The sequence below is a fragment of the Streptomyces sp. NPDC097595 genome (assembly GCF_044761525.1).
Lineage (GTDB): Bacteria > Actinomycetota > Actinomycetes > Streptomycetales > Streptomycetaceae > Streptomyces > Streptomyces drozdowiczii_A.
Window position 1 is genome coordinate 463,969 of the sequence record NZ_JBIWCN010000002.1, and the last position, 17,789, is coordinate 481,757.

Here is a 17,789-nt window from a genome sequence, read left to right on the forward strand (position 1 = left end):
CCGACGGGCCGACATTCCGTACGGGGCCGGACGCGGTGTGCTCCCGGCCGCCCCCGGTGACGTAACCTCGAAGGCCGGAGCCCGCCGATACCGGGACCTCGATCCACACCTTGGGGATGCTCAGCGCATGACTGCGATTTCTCTCGGAATGCCCGCCGTTCCGACCAAGCTCGCCGAACGGCGGGTCAGCCGGAAGATCCAGGTCGGATCGGTGGCGGTCGGCGGGGACGCCCCCGTCTCGGTGCAGTCGATGACGACGACCCGTACGTCCGACATCGGCGCGACGCTTCAGCAGATCGCCGAACTCACCGCCTCCGGCTGCCAGATCGTGCGCGTGGCCTGCCCCACGCAGGACGACGCGGACGCCCTGAAGATCATCGCGTCCAAGTCGCAGATCCCGGTGATCGCGGACATCCACTTCCAGCCGAAGTACGTCTTCGCCGCGATCGACGCCGGCTGCGCGGCGGTGCGCGTGAACCCGGGCAACATCAAGCAGTTCGACGACAAGGTCAAGGAGATCGCGCGCGCCGCGAAGGACGCCGGCACGCCGATCCGGATCGGCGTCAACGCCGGCTCGCTGGACGCCCGGCTGCTGAAGAAGTACGGCAAGGCCACCCCCGAGGCGCTGGTCGAGTCCGCGCTCTGGGAGGCGTCCCTCTTCGAGGAGCACGACTTCCGCGACATCAAGATCTCGGTCAAGCACAACGACCCGGTCGTGATGGTCAACGCCTACCGCCAGCTCGCCGCCCAGTGCGACTACCCGCTGCACCTCGGCGTCACCGAGGCCGGACCCGCCTTCCAGGGGACCATCAAGTCGGCCGTCGCCTTCGGCGCCCTGCTCAGCGAGGGCATCGGCGACACCATCCGCGTCTCGCTCTCCGCACCGCCCGCCGAAGAGGTCAAGGTCGGCATCCAGATCCTGGAGTCGCTGAACCTGCGCCAGCGCCGCCTGGAGATCGTCTCCTGCCCCTCCTGCGGCCGCGCCCAGGTCGACGTCTACAAGCTCGCCGACCAGGTCAGCGCCGGTCTGGAGGGCATGGAGGTCCCGCTGCGCGTCGCCGTCATGGGCTGCGTCGTCAACGGCCCCGGCGAGGCCCGCGAGGCCGACCTCGGCGTCGCCTCCGGCAACGGCAAGGGCCAGATCTTCGTCAAGGGCGAGGTCATCAAGACCGTCCCCGAGTCGAAGATCGTGGAGACCCTCATCGAGGAAGCCATGAAGATCGCCGAGCAGATGGAGAAGGACGGCATCGCCTCCGGCGAGCCCGAGGTCTCCATCAGCTGACCCGTCCCGGCCCGGCAGCGCCCCGCGAGGAACCCCTCGGCGGGGCGCTTCCGCGTGCGGGCCCCCGGCGGGTACGCACAGCTGTTCCCGGGCACGGGCGGCGTCACTCAGGCTCTTCGGTTACAGTGCGGAAATCAGCAGACCGCATGGTGAGGCCCCCTCGTGTTGACGCACACCACTACCCGGGTCCTCGAACCCAGCGACCTCGGCGCCGCGCTCGCCGTCCTGGAGAGCGAGCCCGTGGCCAACGCCTTCGTGACGTCCCGCGTCCAGATCGCCGGACTCGACCCCTGGCGCCTCGGCGGCGAGATGTGGGGCTGGTACGCCGACGGCAGGCTCCGCTCCCTGTGCTATTCGGGCGCCAACCTCGTCCCCATCTGCGCCGGCCCCGAAGCCGTCCGCGCCTTCGCCGAACGCGCCCGCCGGGCCGGCCGCCGCTGCTCCTCGATCGTCGGCCCCGCCGAACCCACCGCCGAGCTCTGGCGCCTCCTCGAACCGGGCTGGGGCCCCGCCCGCGACGTCCGGGCCAACCAGCCCCTCATGGTCACCGAGAGCCCGTCCGCCGACGTGGAGCCCGACCCGCTCGTCCGCCGCGTCCGCAAGGACGAGATGGACATCCTGATGCCCGCCTGCGTGGACATGTTCACCGAGGAGGTCGGCGTCTCCCCGCTCGCCGGCGACGGCGGACTCCTCTACCAGGCCCGCGTCGCCGAACTCATCGGCGCCGGCCGCTCCTTCGCCCGGATCGACGACGGCAAGGTCGTCTTCAAGGCGGAGATCGGCGCCACCACCTCGCAGGCGTGCCAGATCCAGGGCGTGTGGGTCGCCCCCGAATTCCGCGGCCGCGGCCTCTCCGAGACCGGCATGGCCGCCGTACTGCGGTACGCGCTGGCCGACGTCGCCCCGGTCGTCAGCCTGTACGTGAACGACTACAACACCCCCGCGCGCAAGGCGTACCGCCGCATCGGCTTCCGGGAGACCGGCGCCTTCATGAGCGTGCTCTTCTGACCGGCCCCCGTCACGACGGCCGCCCGGACAGTAGGGTCGGCCCATGGCAGCAGATTCCGGGGGCGGCCCCCGCACCACCGGCGTCCGGGTCGGGCCGATCGACCTCGCGGCCCGCGTCGACGAGGCACTGGCCGTCCAGGCCGTGGCCTTCGGCCTGAGCGCCGGAGAGATCGAGGTCCGCCGGCACATCGTGCTCCGGCACCTCGACCACCCGCACGCCCGCGCGCTCGGCGCCCTCACCCCCGAGGGCCGGCTCGTCGGCTTCGTCTACGGCATGCCCAACGACCGCGGCCACTGGTGGTCCACCGTCGTCGAGCCGTACCTCCGCGCCACCGGCAGCGCCCACTGGCTGGACGACGCCTTCGTGATCACCGAGCTCCACGTCCACCCGGACTTCCAGAACCGGGGCATCGGCCGCACCCTGATCACCACCATCACCGACGCCGTCGTCCAGCCCCGCTCGATCCTCTCCGCGATCGACACCGAGAGCCCGGCCCGCGGCCTCTACCGCTCCCTCGGCTACCAGGACCTCGCCCGCCAGGTGCTCTTCCCCAGCGCCCCCAAGCCGTACGCGGTCATGGGAGCGCCCCTGCCACTGCGCCGTACGTGAGGGAATGGATTTCCGCCCGCACGGGCCGCCCCGCTAACCTCGGGCCCATCACCCTTTCCGAGCAGGAGTTCACCATGGCCCAGGTCCAGCGCATGTCCCGATTGATGATCAAGACACTGCGCGACGACCCGGCGGACGCCGAGACGCTCAACCACAAGCTCCTCGTCCGAGCCGGCTACGTACGACGCACCGCTGCCGGAATCTGGTCCTGGCTGCCGCTCGGCAAGAAGGTCCTGGAGAACATCACCCGCGTCGTCCGCGAGGAGATGGACGCCATCGGCGGCCAGGAGGTCCTGCTCCCCGCGCTGCTGCCCAAGGAGGCGTACGACGCGAGCGGCCGGTACGACGAGTACGGCGACCTGCTGTTCAAGCTCAAGGACCGCAAGGGCGCCGACTACCTCCTCGGCCCCACGCACGAGGAGATCTTCACCCAGGTCGTCAAGGACATGTGCTCGTCCTACAAGGACCTGCCGGTCATCCTGTACCAGATCCAGACGAAGTACCGCGACGAGGCCCGCCCCCGCGCCGGTGTGCTGCGCGGCCGCGAGTTCCAGATGAAGGACTCGTACTCCTTCGATACCACCGACGAGGGCCTGGTCGAGTCGTACCAGCTGCACCGCGCCGCGTACATCCGGATCTTCGAGCGGCTCGGCCTGGACCACCGCATCGTCTCCGCCGTCTCCGGTGCCATGGGCGGCTCCGCCTCCGAGGAGTTCCTGGCCCCGGCGCCCGCCGGCGAGGACACCTTTGTGGACTGCCCGAACTGCGACTACGCGGCCAACACCGAGGCCGTGACGTTCAACGCCACCGCCGGCGACGCCTCGGGAGTCGGCCCCGTCGAGGAGCTGGACACCCCCGACACCCCCACCATCGAGACCCTGGCCGCCCACCTCGGCGTGGAGGCCTCCGCCACGCTGAAGAACCTGCTGGTCAAGGTCGACGGCGAGATCGTCGCCGTGGGCGTGCCCGGCGACCGCGAGGTGGACCTCGACAAGCTGGGCGAGCACCTGGCCCCGGCCGTGGTCGAGCTGGTCACCGCCGAGGACTTCGTGGGCCGCCCCGACCTCGTACGGGGCTACGTCGGCCCCCAGGGCCTGGAGAAGGTCCGCTACATCGCCGACCCCCGCGTCGCCGCCGGCACCGCCTGGATCACCGGCGCCAACAAGGAGGGCAAGCACGCGAAGAACGTCGTCGCGGGCCGCGACTTCGAGGTGGACGACTACCTGGACGTCGTCGTGGTCGAGGCCGGCGACCCCTGCCCCAAGTGCGGCACCGGTCTCCAGATGGACCGCGCCATCGAGATCGGCCACATCTTCCAGCTCGGCCGCAAGTTCGCCGACGCCTTCCAGCTCGACGTGCTCGGCCAGCAGGGCAAGCCCGTCCGCGTCACGATGGGCTCGTACGGCATCGGCGTCTCCCGCGCCGTGGCCGCGCTCGCCGAGCAGACCGCCGACGACAAGGGCCTGTGCTGGCCCCGCGAGATCGCCCCGGCCGACGTCCACGTCGTCGCCGCCGGCAAGGCCCTCCAGACCGAACTGGCCCTGGAGGTCTCCGACAAGCTGACCGCCGCCGGGCTGCGCGTCCTGGTGGACGACCGCGCCGGTGTCTCGCCCGGCGTCAAGTTCACCGACTCCGAGCTGATCGGCGTCCCCAAGATCCTGGTCGCCGGCCGCCGCTCGGCCGAAGGCGTCCTGGAGCTGAAGGACCGCCGCACCGGCGAGCGCGAGGAGCTGACGGTCGAGGAGGCCATCGCCCGCCTCTCCGAGCAGGACTGACGCTCTCCACGCGTAAGGGCCCCGCACGGAACGTTCCGTGCGGGGCCCTTACGCATCTCCTACAGCCAGCCCGCGAACTCCAGGGTGACTTCGCCCTCCTGACGGCGCCCGGCCGCCAGCGCCCGGGTGCCCGACTCCACGGCCCGGAACAGCGTCCAGCCGTGCAGCCGCTCCTGGTCCACGTCCAGCGAGTCCGCGAGCTTCTTGACCCTGCGCCGGGCCGTCGTCGCCCCGGCGGACGACGCGATCAGGTCCTCCACCCGGTCCCGGACCAGCCGCGCCAGGTCGTACGCCCGCTCACCGACCAGCGGCTCGGGACCGACCGTCAGCCAGGGCGCCCGCTCACCCGCGAGCACCTTGCTCTGCCGGAAGTTGCCGTGCAGCAGCAGTGTCTCGGGGGAGCCGGAGACCAGCTCATCGCGGACCGCCAGCGCGGCGGTGACCAGGGGTTCGAGCGCGGGATCGGACGCGGCGGCGGCGCGCATGGCGTCCACCCGCCGCCCGGTCCGCTCGGCGACCGTCTCGAAGCCGTGCCCGGCCGGCGGGTCGACCCACAGCCGGCGCACCGTCCCGGCCGCCTCAAGGAGCGCCTTCGCCTCCGGCAGCGACCGCAGCGACATCTCGGGGTGCAGCCGCTCCAGGAGCAGCGCGCCCTCCACGGGCCGCCCGCCGTCCTCGGGGTCGAGCAGCCGCACCGCGCCCCAGCCGTTCCAGTGGACCAGCGCCGCCTGTTCGAGCCCCGGCGCGGCACCGGAGGGGGCCAGCTTCAGGGCGGCCGGGGTGCCCTCGGCCCCCCGGACCAGCAGAACCAGACTGCTGCGCCCGCCGGGGGCCGCGACCCGCTCCACGACCGGGGCGCGGCCGGTCGCGGCCAGCGCCTGCTCGGTCAGTGCGGGAAGCCCCGCGAGCCATTCCCCGGCGGCCGTATCCCCGTACGACTCACCGAGCGCTCGCACCAGACGCTGCGGCGGTTCAAAACCCATACGTGCCGTGTTCCCTTTCAGAGCCTTCTCGTGTGCGCCCTTTTTCAGTGCGCGGTGGCGGCCCCGGCCCGCGTGTCCTGGCCGGCCTCGGCACCGGCCCGCTCCGCGAGCCCGGGAAAGGGTACGCCGCTGCCCCGCCAGCGCGCCGCGCGTACCGCGGCCTCCCGCAACGCGTCCGCCGCGCTGCGCCGCAGCGAGCCGTCGGCGGCCCGGACCAGGTCGGAGTACACGTACCCGACGCGGTCCTCAAGCACTGCGGCGAGCCGGACCGCGGCCGCCGCGTCCGGCACCGCGAACGGCAGAGCGTACGCGGCGTCCGAGGCCACCGGCTCACCGCCCAGGTCCCGGACCGTGCGCACCAGGGCGTCGCGGCGGGCCCGGTGGGCGTGGAACGCGGCGGTGGCCTCGGCCCGGCGCCCCGCCGCGACCCGGCCGCCGGCGACCCCGTAGCCGTAGACGGCGGCGTGCTCGGCGGCCAGCGCCGCCTGGGCCGCTTCCAGCGGGCCGTCGTTCTTGGCGTCGCTCATGCCGGGGTCTCCTTGGCCAGTTCGGTCAGCAGGTAGGCGTGCGCCGCGCAGGCGGCGGCGACCGAGGCCAGCAGCCGGGCCAGCTCCCCGGGCGCCTCCAGGAGCAGCGCGGTGTAGGCGTCCGCCGCGGAGCGCTCGGCCGCTGCCAGCTCCTTGACCGCGGCGGCGGGGGTGGCGGCGCGCGAGCGGGCCATGCCGAGCGCGGGGGCCTTCTCCGGGGAGAGCGCCTTGAGATGGGCGCGGACCGCGTCGCGCAGGGGAGTGAGGGCCGACGCCGTCGTCGGGTGGGCCCGGAGCACGTGCTCGTAACCGGCGAGCAGGGTCGCCGTGGTGCGGCCGGCGCCGGCGCGCAGCGTCTTCTCCGCGCGTACCGAGGAGGAAGCACTGTGCGCGGAGCCCTTGGTGCCCCCGCCCGCGCCGTCCCCGTCGCTTCCGCAGCCGGACAGCACCGCCCCGGCGGCCAGCGCGCCGGTCGCCGCGAGCGCGCCCCTGCGCGTCGTCCCCGTACGCCGCACTTGCTCTCCTTCGGGCTGGACCTGTCTTGACTGGATCTGTCCGGAAGTGATCACCGCCTGTGAGCGTACCCGCGCTCGGGGGACCGGCTGACAGCAACACCCCTTGCGACCGGATACCCTTTGACCAGACACGCGAGATCATCACAACAGCACACGCGGCCGAGGAGTCACCCGGATGAGCACCACCCAGAGCGAGAGGCTGCGCGGGCTGGTCGAACCGCTCGTCAGCGCCGAGCAGCTGGAGCTGGAAGAGATCGAAGTCTCCCGGGCAGGCCGCCGCAGAGTGCTGCGGATCGTCGTGGATTCCGATGAGGGTGTCGAGCTGGACACCTGCGCGGAGCTGAGCCGCGCGATCTCCGCGAAGCTGGACGAGACCGATGTGATGGGCGAGGACGAATACGTCCTGGAGGTCAGTTCGCCCGGCGCCGACCGCCCGCTCTCGGAGCACCGCCATTACGTACGCGCCACCGGGCGCCTCGCCAGGCTGACCCTGGGCGACGGCGGCGAGCTGGTGGCCCGCATCCTCGCCGTGGACGAGGACGGTCTCGACCTGGAGGTGCCGGGCGTCAAGGGCCGCAAGCCCACCGCCCGCCGGATCGCCTTCGACGAGATCGCCAAGGCCCGCGTGGAGCTGGAATTCAACCGCAAGGACAAGAAGGAAGAGGAGGCGTAGCCGTGGACATCGACGTGAAGCTGCTGAAGGGCTTGGCGCAGGACAAGGAGATCCCGTTCGACGTCCTGGTCGAGGCGATCGAGTCGGCCCTCCTCATCGCGTACCACCGCACCGACGGCAGCCACCGCAGGGCGCGCGTGGAGCTGGATGAGCGCGGCCATGTGACCGTGTGGGCCAAGGAGGACCCCGCCGATCTGGAGGAGGGGCAGGAGCCCAAGGAGTTCGACGACACCCCGTCGGGCTTCGGCCGGATCGCCGCTACCACCGCCAAGCAGGTCATCCTCCAGCGTCTGCGCGACGCCGAGGACGACCGCACGTTCGGCGAGTACGCGGGCCACGAGGGCGATGTCGTCACCGGCGTCGTCCAGCAGGGCAAGGACCCGAAGAACGTCCTGGTCGACATCGGCAAGCTGGAGGCCATCCTGCCGGTGCAGGAGCAGGTGCCCGGCGAGGAGTACACCCACGGCCTGCGGCTGCGCACGTACGTGGTGCGCGTCGCCAAGGGCGTGCGCGGCCCCTCCGTCACGCTGTCGCGGACCCACCCCAACCTGGTGAAGAAGCTCTTCGCGCTGGAGGTCCCGGAGATCGCCGACGGTTCCGTCGAGATCTGCGCGATCGCCCGCGAGGCCGGCCACCGCACCAAGATCGCGGTCCGTTCGACCCGTTCCGGCCTCAACGCCAAGGGCGCCTGCATCGGCCCGATGGGCGGACGGGTGCGCAATGTGATGGCCGAGCTGCACGGCGAGAAGATCGACATCGTGGACTGGTCGGACGACCCGGCCGAGATGGTCGCCAACGCGCTGTCCCCCGCGCGGGTGAGCGAGGTCGAGGTCGTTGACCTCGGGGCCCGTTCCGCCCGGGTGACCGTGCCGGACTACCAGCTCTCCCTGGCGATCGGCAAGGAGGGGCAGAACGCCCGCCTGGCCGCCCGGCTCACCGGCTGGCGCATCGACATCCGCCCGGACACCGAGACGGACGCCGAGCGCGACGTCGCCGACCGCGAGCGCGCCGAGCGGGCCCGGGAGCGTTCGGACCGGCGCTGACGCGCCTCCGAGCGGCGTCCGGGGAATAGATCCCGTCGGCCGGCCGCTGAGATCACGACAACGTACGTTCGATTTTTGCCCCAAAGGGGTGAGGTCGGTGCGGGGAGGTAGACTTAAGCGTGTCTGGCCGGACGCTCGCCCGCGCTTGCCCTGAGCGAACCTGTGTGGGTTGCCGGGAGCGGGCGGCCAAGAACGAGTTGCTGCGCATCGTCGCGGACGGGGACCACTGCGTCCCCGATCCTCGCGGTACGCTGCCCGGCCGGGGTGCGTACGTGCATCCCGTCCCCGACTGTCTGGACCTGGCGGTTCGCCGCCGGGCATTCCCCCGGGCCTTCAAGGCCAAGGGGCCGTTCGACCCGACCGCGGTACAGCGGTTCGTCGAGCGGGTGACACCGTAAGAAGTGAACGGCACGGGTCCCCGTGCGGTCAGGTACCTCGCGAGTTGGAAGTAGGTCGAGATTGCGATGAGCACTCGATGAGTACGCGATGAGTACGCCCATGAAGTAGCGACGGTCCGGCGGTAACCGGACCTAAAAGGAGCGAAGTGGCTAAGGTCCGGGTATACGAACTCGCCAAGGAGTTCGGGGTTGAGAGCAAGGTCGTCATGGCCAAGCTCCAAGAACTCGGTGAATTCGTCCGTTCGGCGTCCTCGACGATCGAGGCGCCGGTCGTGCGCAAGTTGACTGACGCACTGCAGGGGCCCGGCGGCAACGCCGGCAAGCCCGCTGCCAAGCCGGGCGCGCCTCGTAAGGCCGCCCCCGCCAAGCCCGCGGCGCCGTCTCCGGCCCCCGCGGCACGTCCCGCTGCCCCGAAGCCCGGCGCCCCGGCCCCCAAGTCGGCCGCCGCCGAGGCCCCGAGCAGCACCCCCTCCGCCCCGTCGGCGCCGGCCCCCGGCCCGCGTCCGGGCCCGAAGCCCGCGCCGAAGGCCCCGGTCACGCCGGTGCCCGCCGCGGAGTTCTCGGCCCCGGCCCCGGCCCCGGCCCAGCCGGCCGCGCCGCAGGCACCGCGCCCCGCCGGCGCGACCCCCGGCCCCCGTCCCGCGCGTCCGGCCCCCGCGGCCGGTCAGCGTGACGGCGGTCAGCGTGACGGCGGTCAGCGTGACGGCGGCCAGCGCGGCGGCGACCGCCCCGCGCGTCCCGCCGGCCAGGGCGCCCCGCGCCCCGGTGGCGCCCGTCCGGCCGGTCCCCGTCCGGGCAACAACCCCTTCACCTCCGGTGGCTCGACGGGCATGTCCCGTCCGCAGGCACCCCGTCCCGGCGGCGCACCGCGTCCCGGTGGCGGCCAGGAGCGCCCCGGCGCCCCGCGTCCGCAGGGTGGCCCCGGTGGCGCCCCGCGTCCGCAGGGCCAGGGTGGCGCGCCGCGTCCGACTCCGGGCGGCATGCCCCGGCCGCAGGCGCCCCGTCCGGGCGGCGGTCCCGGTGGTAACCGACCCAACCCGGGCATGATGCCGCAGCGTCCCGCTGCCGGTCCGCGTCCCGGTGGTGGCCCCGGCGGTGGCCGCGGTCCCGGTGGCGGCGGCGGTCGTCCGGGCGGCGCGGGCCGTCCCGGTGGCGGCGGCTTCGCCGGTCGTCCGGCCGGTCCCGGCGGCGGTGGCGGCGGCTTCGCCGGCCGTCCCGGTGGCGGCGGCGGTGGCGGCGCGGGCCGTCCCGGCGGTGGCGGTGGCTTCGGCGGCCGTCCCGGCTTCGGTGGCCGTCCCGGCGGTCCCGGTGGCCGTGGTGGCACGCAGGGCGCCTTCGGCCGTCCCGGCGGTCCCGCGCGTCGTGGCCGCAAGTCGAAGCGGCAGAGGCGCCAGGAGTACGAGGCCATGCAGGCCCCGTCGGTCGGCGGCGTGATGTTGCCTCGCGGCAACGGACAGGCCGTCCGGCTGTCGCGCGGTGCCTCGCTCACCGACTTCGCCGAGAAGATCAACGCCAACCCGGCTTCGCTGGTCGGCGTCATGATGAACCTCGGCGAGATGGTCACCGCCACGCAGTCCGTCTCCGACGAGACGCTGAAGCTCCTCGCGGACGAGATGAACTTCGTCCTGGAGATCGTCAGCCCGGAGGAGGAGGACCGCGAGCTGCTCGAGTCCTTCGACATCGAGTTCGGCGAGGACGAGGGCGGCGAAGAGGCCCTGGTCTCCCGTCCGCCGGTCGTGACCGTCATGGGTCACGTCGACCACGGTAAGACCCGACTGCTGGACGCGATCCGCAAGACGAACGTCATCGCGGGCGAGGCCGGCGGCATCACGCAGCACATCGGTGCGTACCAGGTCGGTGCCGAGGTCAACGGCGAGGAACGCCGTATCACCTTCATCGACACCCCGGGTCACGAGGCGTTCACCGCCATGCGTGCCCGTGGTGCGAAGTCCACCGACATCGCGATCCTCGTGGTGGCGGCGAACGACGGTGTGATGCCCCAGACGATCGAGGCGCTGAACCACGCCAAGGCGGCCGACGTGCCGATCGTGGTCGCGGTCAACAAGATCGACGTCGAGGGTGCCGACCCGACCAAGGTGCGCGGTCAGCTCACCGAGTTCGGTCTGGTGGCCGAGGAGTACGGCGGCGACACGATGTTCGTCGACATCTCCGCCAAGCAGGGCCTCAACATCGAGGCTCTTCTGGAGGCCGTCGTCCTCACCGCCGACGCCTCGCTCGACCTGCGGGCCAACCCGGAGCAGGACGCGCAGGGCATCGCGATCGAGTCCCACCTCGACCGCGGCCGCGGTGCCGTCGCGACCGTCCTGGTCCAGCGAGGCACCCTGCGGGTCGGCGACACGATGGTGGTCGGCGACGCCTACGGCCGTGTCCGCGCGATGCTCGACGACAAGGGCGAGAACGTCGAGGAAGCGGGTCCGTCGACCCCCGTCCTCGTGCTGGGTCTCACCAACGTCCCGGGCGCCGGCGACAACTTCCTCGTCGTGGACGAGGACCGTACGGCCCGCCAGATCGCCGAGAAGCGTGCCGCCCGCGAGCGCAACGCCAACTTCGCCCGCAAGGGTGTCCGGTTCTCCCTGGAGAACCTGGACGAGGCGCTCAAGGCCGGTCTGGTCCAGGAGCTCAACCTCATCATCAAGGGCGACGCGTCCGGTTCGGTGGAGGCTCTCGAGTCCTCGCTGCTCCAGCTCGACGTCGGCGACGAGGTCGACATCCGGGTCCTGCACCGCGGTGTGGGTGCGGTCACCGAGTCGGACATCGACCTGGCGACCGGCTCCGACGCCATCGTGATCGGCTTCAACGTGCGCGCCGCCGGGCGTGCGCAGCAGATGGCCGACCGCGAGGGTGTGGACGTCCGTTACTACTCGGTCATCTACCAGGCGATCGAGGAGATCGAGGCGGCCCTCAAGGGCATGCTCAAGCCGGAGTACGAAGAGGTCGAGCTCGGTACGGCGGAGATCCGCGAGATCTTCCGCTCGTCCAAGCTGGGCAACATCGCCGGTGTGCTCGTCCGGTCCGGCGAGGTCAAGCGCAACACCAAGGCGCGCCTGCTGCGCGACGGCAAGGTCGTCGCGGAGAACCTCACCATCTCCGGTCTGCGCCGCTTCAAGGACGACGTCACCGAGATCCGCGAAGGCTTCGAGGGCGGTATCAACCTCGGAAACTTCAACGACATCAAGATCGACGACGTCATCGCGACGTACGAGATGCGCGAGAAGCCGCGAGGCTGACCCGTACCTCAACAGTCGGGGCCGGTCGACGGGACCTATTTCCGTCGATCGGCCCCGGCCGTTCCGTGTACGGTTCTTGTGTCCCCGCCGATCATCGGCGGGACACGAACCCGAACCGGCGGGACATCCGGGCATACATGTATGTGGGGACACTGTCCTTCGACCTGCTTCTCGGCGACGTACGGTCGCTGAAGGAGAAGCGTTCCGTGGTCCGTCCGATCGTCGCCGAACTCCAGCGCAAGTACGCGGTGAGCGCGGCGGAGACGGGCGACCAGGACCTCCATCGCAGGGCCGAGATCGGCCTCGCCGTGGTTTCCGGGGACACCCGGCACCTCACAGACGTACTCGACCGGTGCGAGCGCCTTGTCGCCGCCCGGCCGGAAGTGGAGCTGCTGTCCGTACGACGGCGGCTGCACAGCGACGAAGACGATTGAGCAAGGCGAGAAGGAGACGGACCAGTGGCCGACAACGCGCGGGCTAAGAAGCTGGCGGACCTCATCCAGGAGGTGGTCGCCGGGAAACTGCAGCGCGGCATCAAGGACCCGCGCCTGGGGACCCACGTGACGATCACGGACGTCCGGGTCACCGGTGACCTGCGGGAGGCCACGGTCTTCTACACGGTCTACGGCGACGACGAGGAGCGGGCCAGCGCCGCGGCCGGCCTGCAGAGCGCCAAGGGCATCCTGCGCTCGGCGGTCGGCTCGGCGGCGGGGACGAAGTTCACCCCGACGCTCACCTTCGTGGCCGACGCCCTCCCGGAGAACGCCCGGGCCATCGAGGACCTGCTCGACCGGGCACGGGCCTCGGACGCCAAGGTGCGCGAGGCGTCCTCGGGCGCCGCGTACGCCGGCGAAGCGGACCCGTACCGCAAGCCGGAGGACGAGACCGACGAGGACACCGCCTCCGAATGACGCAGAACAGGACGCCTCAGGAAGGGGGCGGGAGCGCAGCGACCCCGGGCAAGGGTGGTGGCGGGCGACGGGAGGGCGGACTTGTCATTGTCGACAAGCCGTCCGGCTTCACTTCGCACGACGTCGTCGCCAAGATGCGCGGCATCGCCCGCACCCGCCGCGTCGGCCACGCCGGCACGCTGGACCCGATGGCGACGGGTGTGCTCGTGCTCGGCGTCGAGAAGGCCACCAAGCTCCTCGGCCACCTCGCGCTGACCGAGAAGGAGTACCTGGGCACGATCCGGCTCGGCCAGAACACCGTCACGGACGACGCGGAGGGCGAGATCACCTCCTCCGCCGATGCCTCCGGGGTGACGCGTGAGGGGATCGACGCCGGGGTCGCCGCCCTGACCGGCGCCATCATGCAGGTGCCGTCCAAGGTCAGCGCCATCAAGATCGACGGCAAGCGGTCCTACGCGCGGGTGCGCGGCGGCGAGGAGTTCGAGATCCCGGCCCGGCCGGTGACCGTCTCGTCCTTCCGCGTCTACGACGTCCGCGAGGCCGTCGCCGAGGACGGTACGCCGGTGCTCGACCTGGTCGTCTCGGTGGTCTGCTCCTCGGGGACGTACATCCGGGCCATCGCCCGTGACCTGGGCGCCGGGCTCGGCGTGGGCGGCCATCTGACCGCCCTGCGGCGGACCCGCGTCGGCCCGTACGGGCTGGACGCCGCGCGCACGCTGGACCAGCACCAGGAGGAGCTGGCCGTGATGCCGGTGGCCGAGGCCGCCGCGTCGGCGTTCCCCCGCTGGGACGTGGACGAGAAGCGCGCGAAGCTGCTGCTGAACGGCGTACGCCTGGACATGCCCGCCTATCCGCCGGGGCCGGTCGCCGTCTTCGGGCCGGACGGGCGGTTCCTGGTGCTGGTCGAGGAGCAGAAGGGCAAGGCCAAGAGCCTCGCCGTCTTCGGCTGACCGGGCCCGGCGCACTCGGAACCTCATCGTGGAGCGGGCGGAGCCCCCTTCGCCCGCTCCACGATCCCCCACCCATTCCTGTCCACCGAACGCCCCGGATTCACCCCAACGGGCAGGCGCTCGGAGTGAATCAGGGGGGTGACGGGGGCGCTTTCGCCCGGAGTGGTCCGCGCGGGGATCTTCGGCGGCCTACCGTCTGACCATGGGATGCGGGGACCGGGCGACGCTGGTACGACTGTGTGATCCGGCCGGCCGGCCGCGAGGGACCGGCTTCGTCGCCGACGACCGGGGCACGGTCGTCACCAGCCACGAGGCGGTCGACGGCCTTCCGCACCTCCTGCTGCACGGCACGGACGGCCGCAGCCACCGCGTCGAGGCCGCCGACATCACCGCCGTCCCCGAATGGGACCTCGCCCTCCTGCCCACCGGCGGCCCCGACACCCTCGGCGTCCGGCCGCTGCCCCTGTGCGTACGGGAGCGCATCGACCCCGGTACGTATGTGACGGTCGCCGCGCACGGCCTGCGCGAGGCGCGCATCCTGGGCCGCACCCCGGTCACGTACACCAGTCGCGGCCGCACCCACCGGATCGACCGGGCCCTGGAACTGGCCCTCGGCACGGACGGCAGCGACGCGCTCCGGCTGGGCGGCGCGGCGGTGGGCGGGCCCGTGCTCGACCCGGACAGCGGGGCCGTCATCGCCGTCCTCGGGCTCGCCCTGCGCGCCTCCCACGCCACCGCCGGCTGCGCGGCACCACTGGCCGGGGCACCCGCCGACGGGCCGCTGGGCGAGCTGCTGCGGCGCAACGCCGCGACCGTCCCCGGCTACGGCCCCGATCTCAACCTCGCCGGGGCCCTCCAGCTCACCGCCATGTCCGTCGGCTCGGCGGGCGGCCCGGGCGAGCGTCACGAGCCGGTGGAGCGGCCCGACATCCGCGCCGAGGCCGAGGCGTTCGCGGCGGCCGGACCTTTCGCGGCGGCCGGACCCGACGAGCCAGCCGTGGTCCTCGCCCTCGTCGGCGAGCCGGGCACCGGCCGCACCACCGAGCTCGCCGCCATCGCCGCGCGCCGGGCGACCGGCCCGGTGCCCGCGCCCACGCTGTGGCTGCGCGGCGCCGACCTCCTCGCGGACGACACCTCCGTCGCCGACGCCGTCGCGCGCACCCTCCAGCAGGCCGGGCGCATCGTCGGCGCGGCCGGGGCCCCGGGCGACATGGCGAGCGCCACACCCGAGCGGGTCGCCCGGCTGGCCGCGGGCTCCGGAGTGCCGCTGCTCGTCCTGCTGGACGCCCCCGAGGAGATGCCGCCCGTCCTGGCCCACCGGCTCGCCGACTGGACCACCGGCACGGTCGGCTGGCTCCGCGAGAACGGTGCCCGGCTCGTCGTCGGCTGCCGCCCCGAGCACTGGGAGACGGCCGGCGCGCTCTGTCCGCCCGAGGCCCTGCACCGGCCCGCCAGGCCCGCCCGGCGGCTCCCCCCGGCGGTCCGCGTCACCGACTTCACCGCCGGCCAGGCCGAACGCGCCCGGGAAGGACTCGGCCTCCCGCCCGACGCCCTCGCCGCCGGCCACGACCGCCACCCGCTGACCCTCCGCCTGCTCGCCGAGGTCCGCGAGGCCCTGCCGCCGGACACACCCGGGCGCCCCGGCACCGAGGAGGTCTTCGCCGCCCACCTCGACCTGATGTGCCTGCGCATCGCCGTCCGCATCGCCGCCGGCAGCCGCCCCGGGCCCACGGCGGTGCGGCGCCTGGCGGCCCGGGTGGCGGGACAGGTCCACGAGGCCGCCCGCCGCTGCCTCGGCCCAGGACAGGGCGAGCTGGACCGGGCCGCCTTCGAGGAGCTGTTCCCCTGGCGTACGGGGTGGGCCCCGGCGGTCCTCACCGAAGGGCTCCTCGTCCCGGCCGGCGCCGGCTACCGCTTCGCCCACGAGGAGGTGGGGGACTGGATCCAGAGCACGCACCTCGATCTGGACGCGGCCCTGCGGGCCCTGGTCCACCGGTGGCACGCGGAGCCGGCGGAGGACGACGGCCGGGTGCCGCGCCCCCGCCGGGCCGGACCGGCCGGGGACGCGCTTCCGGACGGACACCCGCTTCCGGCCGGGGACCCGCTCGCGACCGGACCGCGCAGCCTGCCCGTGCCCCGGCACCGGATCGGCCCGGTGATCCAGGCCCTGCTCCTCCTGGCCCGCCGCCACGGCACGGCCGCCCTCGCCCACCGGCTCGCCGACCTCATCGAGGCGCTGGACCGGCTGCCGGAGGGCGCGGCCGACGACGACCGGGCCCGGCCTCTCTCCGACCCGCGTTGGTGGGCCGCCCGGCTGCTCGGCGAGACACTGCTCCGGGTCCCCGACGCGCGGCCGTATCTCGGGGTGCTGCGGCTGCTCGCCGGGCGCGTCGTGCGGAGTTCCGGTGAGGAGGGCGGTGCGGGTGGGGCGTACGCCGAGTTCGGGCCCTGGTTCTGGCGGGGGCTGCGGCTGCCCGAGGCGGACCGGATGGACCTGTTCCGGCGGCTCGTTCCCGCCGACGGGCCGCCCGGGGACGGGACCACGAGCGGCGAGGCGCGGTTCCTGGAAGCCGTCGACCGGCGGCTCGCCGACCGGCCCCGGACCGTCATGCCGCTTCTGTGCGCCTGGTTCACGGACGACCGGGTGCTCGCCGCGGCCCCGGACACGGCGGTGCGGCCGACCGTCGCCGCCGCCGCGCAGGCGCTGCTGTACGCCCGCCGGGACCTCGCCGTCGACGACCTGGCCGACGCGCTCGTCGCCGCCGGGCATCCCCGGGCCGAGGAGCTGCTCGCCGCGCTCGCCGAGGACGAGCCCGCCGCGCTCGGCCGGGCCGTCGAGCGGTGGGCCGGGGACGAGGACCGGCGCGCCCGCCGGGTCGCCGCCGTCTCGTACGCGACGCTCCTCGCCCCCCGCCTGACCCTCGACGCGGACCGTGACCGGGTGCGCCGGGCCGCGCTCGCGGTGCTGGCCCGCCCGGCCGACAGCGAGCTGCACGGACCGGTCCTCGCCTTCCTCGTCGCGGACCCCCGGACCCGGGCCCGCTATCTCCCGCAGGCCGTCCGGGCCTTCGTCGCCCAGGGCCCGCAGGACGTGCGGGTGCCCGCCGCCGCGCTCGCCGCCGCCCTGCCCACGCACGCGGACATCGTGGTGACCGCCTACCGGGACCGGCTCGCGCGGCCGGACCAGGGCGCGGGCGAGGTGCTGCGGGCCCTGGCCGGGATCGACGCTCCGGAGCTCGCGCTGCACGCCGCCGGACTCGTACGCGCCTACGCCGAGGGCCACCCGGAGGACACGGCGCACACCGCCGCGTATCTCGACCGCCGCCTGGAGCACGGGCCCGCCGCGCGCGCCCTGCTGCTGCCGCTGCTCACCGGGCTGCTCCGGGACCGCGCCGCTGCCGCGCCGGTCCGGGGATCGCTGGCCGCGGTGCTCGCCTCGCCCGGCAGCCCCGCTTCGCAGCCCACCCGCGACGAGCTCCTGGAGGTGCTGCTGGACGCCGAGCAGCGCGGGGGGATCCCGGACCCGGTGGTCCTGGAGGCCCTGCTGCGGGCCGCCGCGGCCGGATGTGCCGGGCGGTCGCCGGTGCGCACCAGGGCGCTGGTGCACCGGACCGGGATGCTCCTCGTGCGTACCCCCGAAGGGGCCGCGCTGTTCGACCGGCGGCTCGTCGCGCTGGTCCGCGAGGTGCCCGGGTTCGGCGCGCTGGTCGCGGGCTGGCTGGCCGAGGCGCCGCAGGAGTGGGCGGCCGTCGTCGGCCCCAGCGCCCGGCGCACGGTGGAGGCGCTGGAGGCTCCGATGACCATGCCGATGCGGGCCGCAGGGCGTGAGCATGGCAGTCTTAGACCTGCGTAATCGAGATATCCAC

General features: G+C 73.4%; 15 protein-coding genes. 12 read left to right on the forward strand and 3 right to left on the reverse strand.

Going from position 1 to position 17,789, the window contains the following annotated elements:
* The first annotated feature begins 127 nt into the window (after window positions 1-127).
* The 4 genes from ispG (at window position 128) to ACIQZN_RS04745 (ending at window position 4,675) form a co-directional block, all read left to right on the forward strand.
* Window positions 128-1,282, forward strand: a complete 1,155-nt coding sequence (gene ispG / locus ACIQZN_RS04730) for a flavodoxin-dependent (E)-4-hydroxy-3-methylbut-2-enyl-diphosphate synthase (protein WP_403988356.1) — start codon at window positions 128-130, stop codon at window positions 1,280-1,282.
* Between the two features lie 162 nt (window positions 1,283-1,444).
* Window positions 1,445-2,290 (forward strand): GNAT family N-acetyltransferase, encoded by an 846-nt coding sequence (locus tag ACIQZN_RS04735; RefSeq protein ID WP_403988358.1) that lies wholly within the window; start codon window positions 1,445-1,447, stop codon window positions 2,288-2,290.
* A gap of 43 nt (window positions 2,291-2,333) precedes the next feature.
* A complete protein-coding gene (locus ACIQZN_RS04740) occupies window positions 2,334-2,900 on the forward strand; it encodes a GNAT family N-acetyltransferase (protein ID WP_403988360.1) in 567 nt (188 codons plus the stop codon).
* A 74-nt stretch (window positions 2,901-2,974) separates the two neighbouring features.
* Complete coding sequence (locus ACIQZN_RS04745; protein ID WP_403988362.1) at window positions 2,975-4,675, forward strand: proline--tRNA ligase; 1,701 nt, start codon at window positions 2,975-2,977, stop codon at window positions 4,673-4,675.
* Between the two features lie 59 nt (window positions 4,676-4,734).
* Here ACIQZN_RS04745 and ACIQZN_RS04750 read toward each other — a convergent pair whose 3' ends face one another.
* Genes ACIQZN_RS04750 through ACIQZN_RS04760 form a run of 3 tightly spaced genes read right to left on the reverse strand, consistent with a single transcriptional unit; the run spans window position 4,735 to window position 6,700 of the window.
* A complete protein-coding gene (locus ACIQZN_RS04750; protein WP_403988364.1) occupies window positions 4,735-5,658 on the reverse strand; it encodes an aminoglycoside phosphotransferase family protein in 924 nt (307 codons plus the stop codon).
* Window positions 5,659-5,702: 44 nt separating this feature from the next.
* On the reverse strand, window positions 5,703-6,185 hold the full coding sequence (locus tag ACIQZN_RS04755; RefSeq protein ID WP_403988366.1) for a ferritin-like domain-containing protein: 483 nt from the start codon (window positions 6,183-6,185) through the stop codon (window positions 5,703-5,705).
* Entirely contained in the window at window positions 6,182-6,700 is a 519-nt protein-coding gene (locus tag ACIQZN_RS04760; RefSeq protein WP_403988368.1) for a hypothetical protein, read from the reverse strand. Before ACIQZN_RS04760 ends, ACIQZN_RS04755 begins: the two co-directional genes overlap by 4 nt.
* 175 nt (window positions 6,701-6,875) lie before the next feature.
* On the opposite strand from ACIQZN_RS04760, the gene rimP reads away from it, so the two are divergent.
* The 8 genes from rimP (at window position 6,876) to ACIQZN_RS04800 (ending at window position 17,776) form a co-directional block, all read left to right on the forward strand.
* On the forward strand, window positions 6,876-7,373 hold the full coding sequence (gene rimP, locus ACIQZN_RS04765) for a ribosome maturation factor RimP (protein WP_403988370.1): 498 nt from the start codon (window positions 6,876-6,878) through the stop codon (window positions 7,371-7,373).
* A 2-nt stretch (window positions 7,374-7,375) separates the two neighbouring features.
* Window positions 7,376-8,416: a transcription termination factor NusA gene (gene nusA, locus ACIQZN_RS04770; RefSeq protein WP_018102330.1), complete on the forward strand. Its 1,041-nt coding sequence runs from the start codon at window positions 7,376-7,378 to the stop codon at window positions 8,414-8,416.
* Window positions 8,417-8,535: 119 nt separating this feature from the next.
* Window positions 8,536-8,814, forward strand: a complete 279-nt coding sequence (locus ACIQZN_RS04775; protein ID WP_403988372.1) for a YlxR family protein — start codon at window positions 8,536-8,538, stop codon at window positions 8,812-8,814.
* Between the two features lie 146 nt (window positions 8,815-8,960).
* Complete coding sequence (gene infB, locus ACIQZN_RS04780; protein WP_403988374.1) at window positions 8,961-12,062, forward strand: translation initiation factor IF-2; 3,102 nt, start codon at window positions 8,961-8,963, stop codon at window positions 12,060-12,062.
* 137 nt (window positions 12,063-12,199) lie between these two features.
* Window positions 12,200-12,496, forward strand: a complete 297-nt coding sequence (locus ACIQZN_RS04785) for a DUF503 domain-containing protein (protein WP_073863182.1) — start codon at window positions 12,200-12,202, stop codon at window positions 12,494-12,496.
* 24 nt (window positions 12,497-12,520) lie between these two features.
* Complete coding sequence (rbfA, locus tag ACIQZN_RS04790) at window positions 12,521-12,973, forward strand: 30S ribosome-binding factor RbfA (RefSeq protein ID WP_328902684.1); 453 nt, start codon at window positions 12,521-12,523, stop codon at window positions 12,971-12,973.
* Window positions 12,970-13,923 carry a tRNA pseudouridine(55) synthase TruB gene (gene truB / locus ACIQZN_RS04795; RefSeq protein ID WP_403988377.1) on the forward strand — a complete coding sequence of 318 codons (954 nt, stop codon included), beginning with the start codon at window positions 12,970-12,972 and terminating at the stop codon, window positions 13,921-13,923. Before rbfA ends, truB begins: the two co-directional genes overlap by 4 nt.
* A gap of 202 nt (window positions 13,924-14,125) precedes the next feature.
* Complete coding sequence (locus tag ACIQZN_RS04800) at window positions 14,126-17,776, forward strand: trypsin-like peptidase domain-containing protein (protein ID WP_403988379.1); 3,651 nt, start codon at window positions 14,126-14,128, stop codon at window positions 17,774-17,776.
* The last annotated feature ends 13 nt before the right edge of the window (window positions 17,777-17,789 follow it).

Excerpts from the sequence above, each read along its gene's own strand:
- ispG (WP_403988356.1), top strand. The coding sequence starts at position 128 with ATGACTGCGATTTCTCTCGGAATGCCCGCCGTTCCGACCAAGCTCGCC.
- ACIQZN_RS04740 (WP_403988360.1), top strand. The coding sequence starts at position 2,334 with ATGGCAGCAGATTCCGGGGGCGGCCCCCGCACCACCGGCGTCCGGGTC.
- ACIQZN_RS04745 (WP_403988362.1), top strand. The coding sequence starts at position 2,975 with ATGGCCCAGGTCCAGCGCATGTCCCGATTGATGATCAAGACACTGCGC.
- ACIQZN_RS04750 (WP_403988364.1), bottom strand. The coding sequence starts at position 5,658 with ATGGGTTTTGAACCGCCGCAGCGTCTGGTGCGAGCGCTCGGTGAGTCG.
- ACIQZN_RS04755 (WP_403988366.1), bottom strand. The coding sequence starts at position 6,185 with ATGAGCGACGCCAAGAACGACGGCCCGCTGGAAGCGGCCCAGGCGGCG.
- rimP (WP_403988370.1), top strand. The coding sequence starts at position 6,876 with ATGAGCACCACCCAGAGCGAGAGGCTGCGCGGGCTGGTCGAACCGCTC.
- ACIQZN_RS04785 (WP_073863182.1), top strand. The coding sequence starts at position 12,200 with ATGTATGTGGGGACACTGTCCTTCGACCTGCTTCTCGGCGACGTACGG.
- truB (WP_403988377.1), top strand. The coding sequence starts at position 12,970 with ATGACGCAGAACAGGACGCCTCAGGAAGGGGGCGGGAGCGCAGCGACC.
- ACIQZN_RS04800 (WP_403988379.1), top strand. The coding sequence starts at position 14,126 with ATGGGATGCGGGGACCGGGCGACGCTGGTACGACTGTGTGATCCGGCC.